The following is a 13,169-nucleotide window of genomic DNA, read 5'->3' as shown; positions in this document are numbered from 1 at the left end:
GTGTTGAGGCTGTAGGCAGTTTTTCTAAGATTTAATATCCTATGAAATACGCAAACAAATATTTTACAGCAGCGGCTCTAGCATTCACTGTTTCATTGGGAGCACAGCTGAAATCTACAATCAGTGCTAACAAAGAAGCTAAATCTCAAATTATCAATAAAAATATATACGGTCATTTTGCTGAACATCTTGGAAGAGGAATTTATGACGGAATCTTTGTAGGAGAAAATAGTACCATTCCTAATACAAAAGGTGTTAGGAATGATATTATCAAAGCTTTGAAAGACCTAAGTATTCCAAACTTGAGATGGCCAGGCGGTTGTTTCGCAGATACTTACCATTGGAAAGATGGCATCGGTCCAAAAAAAGAAAGACCAACTATTGTTAACAGATGGTGGGGAGGAAACACAGAAGATAACAGTTTTGGAACACACGATTTTCTTGATTTAGCGAAAGAATTAGGCGCAGAGCCTTACTTAGCAGGAAATCTTGGAAGTGGCGAAGTGAAAGAATTGTCGGATTGGGTAGCTTATGTCAACGGCGTTACCAAAAATCCAATGAGCGATCTTAGAAAAAAGAACGGTCAGGACAAACCTTGGAATGTAAAATATTGGGGTGTTGGAAACGAAATGTGGGGTTGTGGTGGTAATATGACACCAGAATTTTACGCTAATCTTTACCGTCAGTATTCCACTTTTATGACAGATTGGAATAACTCAGATAAACTTTTTAGAATTGCTTCGGGAGCTAATATTGATGATTATCATTGGACAGAAGTAATGATGCGAGATATCCCGAGAGGCTTGATAGAAGGTGTGGCTTTACATTCTTATTCATTTTCCAATTGGGAGAAAAAAGGAGATGCAGTAGATTTTTCCGAAGACGAATATTTTGCAACAATGAAATCTGCGCTTCGTATGGATGAATTAATCCAAAAGCACAGTGCTATTATGGACAAATATGATCCAGAGAAAAAAACAGCATTGATTGTTGACGAATGGGGCGGATGGTACGAAGTTGAAAAAGGAACTAATCCTGGTTTCTTATATCAACAAAATACAATGCGCGATGCGATGATTGCAGGCGTTACACTTAATATTTTCAACCAACATAGTGATAGAGTGAGGATGGCAAATCTTGCACAAACAGTTAATGTTTTACAAGCAGTAATCCTTACTAAAGGTGAAAAAATGTTATTGACACCAACTTATCACGTAATGAATCTTTATAAAGCACACCAAGATGCTCAATTGATTCCTTTGAATATCGATAGCCCAAATTACAGCAACAAAACTGAAACTTTGAAAGCAGTTTCAGGATCAGCTTCAGAGAAAAATGGAGTGACTACAATTTCTTTGGTTAACATCGATAGCAAAAACTCGGTGGAAGCGAGCATCGATTTGAAGGATTTTAAATCTAAAAACTTCACCGCTAAGATTATTTCATCAAACAAAATCAATGATCACAATAGTTTTGATAAACCAGAATTGATTGTACCAAAAGACTTCAAAAATATCAAAAAAGAGAAAGATGCTTTGAAATTGACATTGCCTCCGTTCTCAGTAGTTGTTCTAACTTCTAATTAATATTACTATGAAAACTCAAATTAATACTTTAAAAAAACTTCTTTTCGTAGCGCTTTCTTCAGCGGTAATTTACTCTTGTAAAGATGAAAATTGGGAACCTGTAAACAATTACGATGCTGAAATAGGAACGGGTGAGAATACTAATTTCGATGCAATTACAGATACTTATGCAGATGTTTCTGGACTTCCTTACATCAATATGTGGGGCTACAGAAACGTTCACGATCCATCCGTTATAAAAGTGGGAGATACTTACTATATGTACAGTACAGATGTTGCTTTTGGTGTAAGTGTAAAACCAGGAATCCAGGTTAGAAAATCAAAAGATCTTATCAATTGGACTTTCGAAGGTTGGGTTTTTGACGGCCTTCCAAAGAAAGGTGTAGAATATATTACACAAAATGGAGGCACACCAGACAATTCTCTTTGGGCACCTTACATTATGGAAGTTAATGGAGAATACAGATTGTATTATTCTTTGGCATCTAACAAGGGTAGATTAAGTGTTACCGGTTTGGCAACTTCATCTTCGCCAATGGGACCTTGGGTAGAAAAAGACATCGTAGTGACTTCCAAAGATGACAACAGCATTGGAACCAATGCCATAGATCCTACAGTTTTGGTAGCCGATGGAAGACATATTATGTATTACGGTTCTTCTTGGGATGGGATTTATAAATTAGAATTAGATCCGGCGACAGGTTTAGCGAAAAATGCTGGAGACAGAGGAACAAGAATTGTTCAGCGTGGAATGACAGGCGGAATGAGAAATGGAAATCTTGAAGGCCCTGAAATTATCTATAATGCAGAACAAAAGAAATATTATCTATTCTTAGCTTACGACTGGTTACAAACCAAATACAACGTGAGAGTAGCAAGATCCGACAGTCCGGATGGTCCTTTCTTGGATTACAATGGCGCTAATGTTAATAACAACATAGATTCTGCACCAATGATTATTGCGCCTTATCAGTTTAAAGGTCATTCTGGATGGCAAGGTGTTTCGCATCCAGGGGTTTTCAAAGGAGAGAATAACCAATATTATATTGCTCACCAAGGTCGTCCGGGTGTGAACAGTTTCTATATGGATCTTCACGTTCGTGAGTTGTATTGGATGCAAGATGGCTGGCCAGTTGCTTCTCCAGAAAGATACGCTGCGGTAACTCAGAAAGAAATCAAATCCGCTGATTTAGCAGGAACTTACGAACAAATCGTTTTGGGGTACAATGTCGTTCCAGGTTATGGTAATGAGCAAACGAGTCCAGATTTCCAATTGTCTTCAGAAACTATTCTAAGTCCAAACGGAACGATTAATAATGATCCAAATAATACTTGGTCTTTTAATGCACCTTATTTAACATTGTCTTGGGGCAATGGCGCTTTCAAAGATATTCTTTATGTAAAATACGGTAGAGATTGGGAAAACAAAGTCTCTTCTACAATTCTATTTACAGGTCTTAATCAATTCGGAACTGCGATTTGGGCTAAAAAAATTAAATAATGAAATTGAATCTATTATCAAAAAAAATAGCAGTACTAGCATTGTTTTCTTTTTACAATGTTAGTACAGCACAATCAACTGGTGGAAATCCTGTCATTAATAATGAATTTCTAGGAGATCCTGCAGCAATGGTTCACAAAGGAAAAGTGTATCTCTACGCTGGTCACGATGAGGCGCCGGATGATTTCCATTTCTATAAAATGAATGAGTGGAAAGTCTACTCTTCATCCGATCTTAAAACTTGGGATAAACATCCAGTTCCTTTGAAAGCTTCAGATTTTGCGTGGGCTTCTGGCGATGCTTGGGCTTCTCAGGTTATTGAAAGAGATGGTAAATTTTATTGGTATGTTACAGTTAGCCACAAAACTGTTCCAGGAAAAGCAATTGGTGTTGCAGTAAGCGATTCACCACTTGGTCCTTTCAAAGATGCACTGGGAAAAGCTTTAGTAACGAATGATATGACCAAAAAAACGCATATCGATTGGGACGATATTGATCCAACAGTTTATATTGATGACAAAGGTCAAGGTTGGTTATTCTGGGGAAACACAGCTTGCTATTACGCCAAGCTGAAACCAAATATGACAGAACTGGATGGCGAAATTAAAACCATAGATCTTCCAAAATATACAGAAGCACCTTATATCCACAAAAAAAATGGATGGTATTATCTGTCTTATGCAACAGGTTTTCCAGAAAAAATCGCTTATGCAATGAGCAAATCTCTGGATGGACCTTGGGAATACAAAGGGATTTTAAACGAATTAGCAGGCAACTCCAATACCAATCATCAATCTATTATCGAGTTCAAAGGCAAAGATTATTTCATCTATCACAACGGGGCTATTGAACCCAATGGCGGAAGTTTCAGACGATCGGTTTCAATCGAGCATCTTTATTATAACAAAGATGGAACAATTAAACCAATCATTATGACTACAAAAGGCATTAACTAAATTTTCAAAATGAATTTTCTAAAATATTTCTCTATTATTTTCTTAGTCAATGGTTTCGCTTTCGCACAGGAAGCGAAGCCAATTGATGTTCAATTTTCACACGATCCGGTTGCTATCAAACAAGGTAATACCTATTATATGTTTACAACTGGGAAAGGAATTGGCGTTTATTCTTCCACGGATTTTAAAAACTGGAAACCAGAGAAAAGTGTTTTCGATGTAAAACCGACTTGGGCAGACCAAGTGGTTCCAAATTATGACAATCACATTTGGGCACCGGATATTGTTTTCCACAACGGACTTTATTATTTATATTATAGTGTTTCGGCTTTTGCTAAAAATACTTCTGCAATCGGCGTTACGGTTAACAAAACTTTAGATCCGAAAAGCAAAGATTTCAAATGGATTGATAAAGGCATCGTCATCCAAAGTTATCCGAACAGAGATATGTGGAATGCCATCGATCCTCAAATTATTTTCGATGACAACAAAGTGCCTTATATGGCTTTCGGTTCTTTCTGGGACGGATTGAAAATGGTAAAACTGAATCCAGATCTCATCAGCATTGCACAGCCTCAGGAATGGCACACGATTGCGAAAAGAGAACGTTCTTTCAAATTGGATGATACAGATCCAGGCGATGCAGCGATAGAAGCACCTTTCATTTTCAAAAAAGGAAAATATTACTATCAATTTGCATCTTGGGATTTGTGTTGCAGAGCGGAAAAAAGTACGTATAAAGTGGTTGTAGGTCGCTCCGAAAAACTCACAGGACCTTATGTAGATGATAAAGGAATTCCAATGAACGAAGGTGGCGGAAAACTGGTCATCGAAGGGAATAAAAATTGGTTTGGCGCAGGACACAACAGTACTTACACTTTTGATGGAAAAGATTATATGATTTTCCACGCTTACGACGGCAAAAACAAAGGTTTCCCTGTAGGCAAAATCAAAGAAATCACTTGGCAGAATGATTGGCCGACTGTTACACCATTAGATTAATTTTCAACAATAGATTTGGCATTGTCAACCGATGCCAAATTTTCTTTTTTTAATAATTATCACTCCTATTTTAATCCAATTATTATGATCCGAGTAAGACATAAAATGCTTGCGGCAAGCATCGCATTATTAAGTTCAGCAACTATCTGGGCACAAAATTCAAAACACACTTTGGAATTGGACGGAAGTTCAACAAACATCAAAATTCAACCAACAATGTATGGTGTTTTCTTCGAAGATATCAATCAAGGTGCAGATGGTGGACTTTATGCGGAATTAGTAAAAAACCGTTCTTTCGAATTTTATAATCCTTTGATGGGGTGGACACAGCCAAAAGGTGATCTCCATTCAGAAAACAAAAATTCTGGTTATGCTAATATCGTGACGGATAAAAATAAAAGCAATCACAACTACGCCAGAATTACCATTAATAATGATAAAAACTACGAACTAATCAACGAAGGTTTCAAAGGTATGGGACTTCATAAAGGTTCCAAATATAACTTCAGTTTTTTATCAGAAAAGGCTTCTGGAAACATTCATCATATCAAAGCTGATTTGTTGGATGAACAAGGAAATGTGGTTGGCTCGGCTAATATCGCATTAGACAAAAATGGATTCCAAAAATATGATGCTGTAATTACCCCTAATAAAACAGTAGAAAAAGGAAAATTAAAATTAACTTTTGAAGGCAATGGCGTCTTGAATCTTGATATGGTTTCATTATTCCCGCAAGAAACTTGGAACAACAGACCAAATGGTTTGAGAAAAGATCTTGTGCAGAAATTGTACGATTTGAAACCTGGATTTGTACGTTTCCCAGGAGGTTGTATTGTGGAAGGAAGAACTTTGGCAGAACGTTACCAGTGGAAAAAAACCGTTGGTAATATTGCTGACAGGGAAATCCTAATCAACAGATGGAATACAGAATTCGCCCACAGACCGGCGCCGGATTATTTCCAATCTTTCGGACTTGGTTTCTTTGAATATTTCCAATTGTCAGAAGATCTTGGTGCAGAACCGCTTCCAATTTTGAGTTGTGGAATCGCGTGTCAGTTCAACACAGGAGAATTGGTTCCGATTGGTGATATTGATACTTATGTTCAGGATGCTTTGGATTTGATTGAGTTTGCAAATGGCGATCAATCCACAGCTTGGGGAAAAGTGAGAGCAGATATGGGACATCCAAAACCTTTCAATTTAAAATACATTGGTGTTGGAAACGAGCAGTGGGGACCAGATTATATCGAGAGATACAAGATTTTCGAAAAAGCGATTAAAAGCAAATATCCTAATATGATTATCATCTCTGGAAGTGGACCTTTTGAAGCTGGAGAATATTTCGATTACGGTTGGGACGAATTGAAAAAACTGAACGCAGAAATCATCGATGAACATTACTACAAAACACCACAATGGTTTCAGGAAAATGCTAAAAGATATGACAGCTACGACCGTAAAGGACCAAAAGTTTTCGCTGGAGAATATGCTGCACAAACTGTAGCAATCGCAAGTCCAGACAACAAAAATAGTTGGGAAACTGCACTTTCCGAAGCGGCTTTTATGACAGGTTTGGAGAGAAATGCGGATGTGGTTTATATGACATCTTATGCACCGCTTTTGGCTCACGCAGAAGGTTGGCAATGGACTCCGGATTTGATTTGGTTCAACAATTTATCGTCTTATGTAACACCAAATTATTACGTTCAGAAGTTGTTTTCTAATAACAAAGGAACAGATGTTATTAAGATCTCTGAAAACGGAAAAGCGGTGACTGGAGATGAGAAATTATACGCTTCTGCGGTGGTTGACAAAAATTCGAAAGAAACGATTATCAAGATTGTCAATACAGATTCTCAATCCAAAGAGATTAACATCAGTGCTAAAAATCAAAAATGGGGTAAAAACTTAACCAAAACTACATTGTCTTCTTCCAGTCTTTCTGATGAGAATAATTTCAGCTTGGAGAATATAAAACCAAAATCGGAGAATATAAGCGTGAAAAGTGGGAATCTTTCTACAACTATTCCGGCTAATTCTTTGGTTGTTTTGAAGATTAAATAGTTTTAAATTATTGACAATCAGTGTACTTAAAAAATAAGTGTTTTTTTTACATTTATTTCAATAAGAATATTATATTTGTGTTAACAGAAACTTAATATTTCAACTTCTGCAGTAGTAATTTTTAAAATTAAATAATGAATATCACTAAACTTTCTAAGGATTTTGCAGTTCTATTATTTTTTTCGATAAGCTTCAATGCTTTTGCTCAAGAGGCAGAGATTTCTAGCCCAGACAAACTTTTGAAAGTGAAAGTTTCTGTGGAAAATCAGGAGTTGAAATATTCTGTTTTTTACGAAAATAGAGTAGTTCTGGAAAATTCGCCACTTGGTATAACGACTAATGCTGGAGATTTTACCAATAAGATGAGTTGGAAAGATTCGAAAACGTCTTCTGAAAACAAAACTTACAAGAATCAGAAAATCAAAAAATCAGAAGTTACTTATTCTGCCAATGTTCTGGAAGTAGAAACTCAGAATAATGAAAACAAGATTTTGAAACTTCGATTCCAAGTTAGTAATAATGATGTAGCATTTCGATACGAGATTCCTTCTTGGAAAGATAAACTGAGTTTGGTTGTATTATCTGAAAAAACAGGTTATACTTTTCCAAAACATACGACTACTTTTCTTTCTCCAATGATGCCTGCAATGACAGGTTTTGGAAACTCTGCTCCAAGCTACGAAAGCGGTTATGAAGCTGATGCAGCTTTAGGTAAGATTTCAAAAAATAAAGAAGGTTACGTTTTTCCAGCGTTATTTCACGTGGGTAAAGATTGGGCAATGATTTCTGAAACTGGTGTTTCCAGCTTGTATTGTGCGTCACATCTTTCCGAAGCTAACGGAAATACTTATAGCATTGCTTATCCAGATCCAAAACAAAATAACGGATTCGGAACTTCTGGTGCAGCTATTTCACTTCCAGGTATTACGCCTTGGAGAACAATTACAGTTGGAAATTCTCTGAAACCAATTGTAGAAACTACGATTCCTTTTGATGTTGTAAATCCTTTGTTTGAGGCTTCTCAGAATTATCAATTCGGGAAATCCTCTTGGAGCTGGATTATCTGGCAAGATCCAAGTATGAATTACGAAGATCAAATCACATTCATAGACTTAGCGTCAAAAATGAATTTTGAATACATCCTTGTTGATGCATTATGGGATGTTAATATCGGAAAAGAAAGATTCAAAGATTTGATTGCTTATGCTAAGTCAAAATCGGTAGATATTCTTCTTTGGTACAATTCCAACGGTGCAGCAAACGACGCTCCGATGGGACCAAGAAATATGATGAATACTTCCGTTGCTCGAAAAAAAGAAATGAAATGGCTGAAAGAAGTTGGCGTAAAAGGTTTGAAAGTCGATTTCTTTGGCGGCGACAAGCAAGAAACAATCCGTCTTTATGAAGATATTCTTTCCGATGCCAATGATTATGGATTGAGTGTGATTTTCCACGGTTCAACTTTGCCGAGAGGTTGGGAAGTAATGTATCCGAATTTTGTGGGAAGTGAAGCGGTTTTAGCTTCTGAGATGTTGGTTTTTGATCAAAATGTAAGAAACTCAGAATCATTTTACGCAAGTCTTCATCCGTTTATGAGAAACTCGGTTGGAAGTATGGAATTTGGTGGCGTTGTTCTTAATAAATATTTGACCAAATCCAATTCCGGAGAAAACAAAAGATTGACGACTGATGCTTTCCAATTGGCAACTTCAGTTTTATTCCAAAATCCTATTCAGGCATTTGCCATTACACCAAATAATTTGACGGATGTTCCAGCTTTCGAATTGGATTTCCTCAAAAAAGTGCCGACAACTTGGGACGAAACAGTTTTCATCGATGGTTATCCAGGGAAATATGTTGTTCTTGCAAGACGTCACAAAGATCAATGGTTTATTGCCGGAGTGAATGCAGAGAAAAAATCAATCAAATTAAAACTTAATCTCAACGTTTTGAAATCCAAAAAGATGGATTTGATATTTGATTCAAAAAATAATGAAACTCAAACCAAATCAATTCAAATCAATAATTCTGGAGATTTTGAAGTAGAAATGCCTTCCAATGGTGGTTTTGTGATTCATTAAAAATATTTAGACATTAAAAATTAATTAAACAAAATTTATAAAGCTTTTACAATGAAAAAATATGTTATAGGTCTGGATTATGGTTCCGATTCCGTAAGAGCCGTTCTGATTGACACGGATAACGGAGCAGAGCTTGCTTCCAGTGTTCACAATTACAAAAGATGGAGTGAAGGAAAATACTGTAACTCTAGCGAGAACAGATTTAGACAACATCCATTAGATCATATTGAAGGTCTTGAATTTACAATCAAAAATGTACTTCAAACCAGTCAGATCAACCCTGAGCAGGTTGCAAGTATCTGTATAGATACAACAGGTTCTTCACCAATTCCGGTAACTCAGGACGGAACGCCATTGGCTTTGGTTCCAGGTTTTGAAGAAAATCCTAATGCAATGATGGTTCTTTGGAAAGATCATACTTCAATCAAAGAAGCAGAAGAAATCAATGAATTGGCTCAAAGATCATTAGAAGATTACACCAAATACGTTGGCGGAATCTATTCATCCGAATGGTTCTGGGCAAAGATCTTACATATCGCAAGAGAAGATAAACAAGTCAAAGATGCGGCTTACAGCTGGATGGAACATTGCGACCTAATGACATTCTTGCTGGCAGATCATAAAGATCTGGCAACGTTCAAAAGAAGCCGTTGTGCAGCTGGTCACAAAGCAATGTGGCATGAGAGCTGGGGCGGACTTCCACCGGAAGAATTCTTAAATGAACTTGATCCTTACCTAGGCGAACTCAGAGGTCGTTTGTTCAATGAAACCTACACGTCTGATCAAGTTGCAGGTCATCTTAATGAAGAATGGGCAGCTAAATTAGGATTAACGACTAATACAGTGATTGCAGTTGGAACTTTTGATGCACACGCAGGAGCTGTAGGTGCAAAAGTAGATGAGAATATTCTTGTAAGAATTATGGGAACTTCTACTTGTGATATTATGATTAGTTCTTATGAGCAAGTTGGAGACAGAACTGTAAAAGGGATCTGTGGTCAGGTTGATGGATCGGTCATTCCAGATTGTGTTGGTTTGGAAGCAGGTCAGTCTGCTTTTGGAGATTTATTGGCTTGGTACAAGGATATTCTTCTTTGGCCGGTGAATACTATTTTAATGAATTCTGAATTATTGAGTTCTTCCCAAAAAGAAGCACTTAGAGAAGAAGTTTCTGATAAATTAATCAGAAGCCTGACTCAGGAAGCGGAGAATATTCCATTGTCTGATGCAGTTCCGATTGCTTTGGATTGGATTAATGGAAGAAGAACGCCAGACGCAGATCAAACATTGAAAGCTTCTATCAGTAATCTTTCTTTAGGTACAAAAGCGCCTCATATTTTCAAAGCTTTGGTTAATGCTATTTGTTTTGGATCAAAGAAAATCGTAGATCGTTTCGAGGACGAAGGTGTTAAAATCGAAAAAGTAATCGGAATTGGAGGTGTTGCTAGAAAGTCACCTTTCATTATGCAAACTTTGGCTAATGTTCTTAACAGACCAATCATTGTTGCGGAATCTGATCAAGCACCGGCTTTGGGTGCAGCGATTTATGCAGCTGTTGCAGCAGGTGTTCATCCAACGGTTATAGAAGCAAGTAACAAAATGGGATCTGAGTTTGAAGCAGAATATTTCCCACAAGTTGATCAGGTGATTAAGTACGAGGCTTTTATGGAGCAATATCAAAAATTAGCGGATTTCACAGAGTCTAATATTAAAGCAAAGAAAAATTATGAGCTCAAAGTATAAAGAATTACAAAGAGAATGCTACGAAGCTAATATGCAGCTAGAAGAACTGAAATTGGTAGTTTACACTTTCGGAAACGTGAGTGCAGTAGATAGAACAGAAGGTATTTTTGCCATCAAACCGAGTGGCGTTCCTTACAAAGATTTGAAGCCGAAAGATATGGTAATATTAGATTATGATGCCAACTTGGTGGAAGGAAAATTAAGACCATCATCTGATACAAAAACCCACGCTTATCTTTACAAACATTGGGAGGATATCGGTGGAGTAGCGCACACGCACGCAATGTATTCTGTGGCTTGGGCTCAGGCTCAGTTGGATATTCCGATTTTTGGGACCACGCACGCAGATCATTTGACTTCTGATATTCCTTGTGCTCAACCAATGAGCGACGAATTAATCCAAGGAAATTACGAGTACAATACTGGAATTCAAATTCTAGATTGTTTCAAAGAAAAAAATCTATCTCATCTGGAAACAGAAATGATTCTGATTGGGAATCACGGACCTTTCACTTGGGGCAAAAACGCAGACAAAGCAGTTTATAATAGTAAAGTTCTGGAAACCGTTGCAGAAATGGCTTATCTCACAAGACAGATCAATCCATTGGCACCGCGTTTAAAGGATTCTTTAATCAAGAAACATTACGAAAGAAAGCACGGCAAAGACGCTTACTACGGGCAATAATTAAAATAATAATATAATATATATAATCAATGTTAACAGATTTAAGCACAAAAGAAATTTGGTTCATCACCGGAAGTCAACATTTATACGGACCTGAAACACTAGCTCAGGTTGCAGAACATTCTCAAAAAATTGTAGAAGCATTTGGACAATCTTCTTTGATTCCTGTAAAAATCGTTTGGAAACCAACTGTAAAAACAACAGATGAAATCTACGAAACTCTTATGGCAGCGAATCACGCTCCAGATTGTATCGGGATTATCACTTGGATGCACACTTTCTCTCCTGCAAAAATGTGGATCAGAGGTCTAAGCGCTTTACAAAAACCTATGTTGCATCTTCATACGCAGTTCAATCAGGATATTCCTTGGTCTACAATGGATATGGACTTTATGAACCTTAATCAAGCGGCTCACGGAGATAGAGAATTTGGATTTATGGTAAGCCGTCTTCGCAAAAACAGAAAAGTGGTTGTTGGACACTGGGCAGAAGAAAGAGTACAAAAACAAATCGGAGAGTGGACAAGAGTTGCTGCTGGTTGGGATGATTGGCAAGGTGCAAAATTCGCTCGTTTCGGAGATAACATGAGATATGTTGCCGTAACCGATGGCGACAAAGTGGAAGCTGAAACTAAGTTTGGATTCTCTGTGAACACTTGGGGAATCGGAGATCTTGTAAGCGTTGTTAATTCAATTGGCGAAGGCGAAGTTAAAACTTTGATTGAAGAGTACGAGGCTTCTTACAATATGGCTGCATCTTTATTAGCAGGTGGAGCAAACAGAAAATCATTGGAAACTGCGGCAAGAATTGAACTTGGATTAGAAAAATTTTTGGTTGATGGTAACTTCAAAGGTTTCTCTGATACTTTCGAAGATCTTCACGGGATCGAACAATTGCCAGGAATCGCTGTTCAAAGATTGATGGCAAAAGGCTACGGATTCGCAGGTGAAGGTGATTGGAAAACGGCTGCTTTGGTTCGTGCAATGAAGATTATGGGACAAGGTCTTGAAGGTGGAAACGCTTTTATGGAAGATTACACTTACCATTTGAATCCATCCAATCCATCGATTTTAGGTTCGCATATGTTGGAAGTTGATCCAGTTTTGGCGGTAAACAAACCATCTTGTGAGATTCATCCTTTAGGAATTGGTGGTAAGGCAGATCCGGTTCGTTTGGTTTTTAACTCAAGAGGAAATATTGATTCTTTGGTAGCCGCATTGATGGATTTCGGAAATCATTTCAGATTATTAATTAACAAAACTAAAGCTTTAGATATTACCGAAGAAATGCCAAATCTACCTGTGGCAAGAGTTCTTTGGAAACCACTTCCAGATCTTTACACAGCTGCAGAAGCTTGGATTCTTGCTGGTGGAGCGCATCACACTTGTTATTCTGAAAACTTGAGCGTTGAGCAATTGGAAGATTTTGCAGGAATTGCTGGCATCGAATCTTTAGTGATTGATGAAGATACCAAAATACGCGATTTTAAGAACACAATTAATTGGAATGAGATCTATTATAGATAATTTTACGAATTAATTTATTTAAATT

General features: G+C 37.3%; 9 protein-coding genes. All 9 read left to right on the top strand.

Annotated features, from left to right (window positions below; genetic code table 11):
• Positions 1-41 precede the first annotated feature (41 nt).
• The gene (locus DRF58_RS01905) at positions 42-1,586 is read left to right on the top strand and encodes an alpha-N-arabinofuranosidase (RefSeq protein WP_116032189.1); all 1,545 of its coding nucleotides are present in this window, start codon (positions 42-44) and stop codon (positions 1,584-1,586) included.
• Positions 1,587-1,593: 7 nt separating this feature from the next.
• Positions 1,594-3,087, top strand: coding sequence for an arabinan endo-1,5-alpha-L-arabinosidase (locus DRF58_RS01900; RefSeq protein ID WP_116032188.1), 1,494 nt, complete (start codon positions 1,594-1,596; stop codon positions 3,085-3,087).
• Positions 3,087-4,043, top strand: coding sequence for a glycoside hydrolase family 43 protein (locus tag DRF58_RS01895; RefSeq protein ID WP_116032185.1), 957 nt, complete (start codon positions 3,087-3,089; stop codon positions 4,041-4,043). The genes DRF58_RS01900 and DRF58_RS01895 overlap by 1 nt, the downstream gene beginning before the upstream one ends.
• 9 nt (positions 4,044-4,052) lie before the next feature.
• Positions 4,053-5,045: an arabinan endo-1,5-alpha-L-arabinosidase gene (locus tag DRF58_RS01890; protein WP_116032183.1), complete on the top strand. Its 993-nt coding sequence runs from the start codon at positions 4,053-4,055 to the stop codon at positions 5,043-5,045.
• A gap of 84 nt (positions 5,046-5,129) precedes the next feature.
• Complete coding sequence (locus tag DRF58_RS01885) at positions 5,130-7,109, top strand: alpha-L-arabinofuranosidase C-terminal domain-containing protein (protein ID WP_116032317.1); 1,980 nt, start codon at positions 5,130-5,132, stop codon at positions 7,107-7,109.
• Positions 7,110-7,243: 134 nt separating this feature from the next.
• The gene (locus DRF58_RS01880; RefSeq protein ID WP_116032180.1) at positions 7,244-9,190 is read left to right on the top strand and encodes a glycoside hydrolase family 97 protein; all 1,947 of its coding nucleotides are present in this window, start codon (positions 7,244-7,246) and stop codon (positions 9,188-9,190) included.
• A gap of 51 nt (positions 9,191-9,241) precedes the next feature.
• Positions 9,242-10,933, top strand: coding sequence for a ribulokinase (locus DRF58_RS01875; RefSeq protein ID WP_116032177.1), 1,692 nt, complete (start codon positions 9,242-9,244; stop codon positions 10,931-10,933).
• Complete coding sequence (locus tag DRF58_RS01870) at positions 10,917-11,618, top strand: L-ribulose-5-phosphate 4-epimerase (protein ID WP_116032176.1); 702 nt, start codon at positions 10,917-10,919, stop codon at positions 11,616-11,618. The genes DRF58_RS01875 and DRF58_RS01870 overlap by 17 nt, the downstream gene beginning before the upstream one ends.
• Before the next feature lie 29 nt (positions 11,619-11,647).
• Positions 11,648-13,144: an L-arabinose isomerase gene (gene araA, locus DRF58_RS01865; RefSeq protein WP_116032173.1), complete on the top strand. Its 1,497-nt coding sequence runs from the start codon at positions 11,648-11,650 to the stop codon at positions 13,142-13,144.
• The last annotated feature ends 25 nt before the right edge of the window (positions 13,145-13,169 follow it).

The organism is Epilithonimonas hispanica, assembly GCF_003385395.1.
Classification (GTDB): Bacteria; Bacteroidota; Bacteroidia; order Flavobacteriales; family Weeksellaceae; genus Epilithonimonas; species Epilithonimonas hispanica.
Note: the sequence above shows the minus strand (reverse complement) of the source record. Positions and strands in the feature narration are given on the sequence as shown.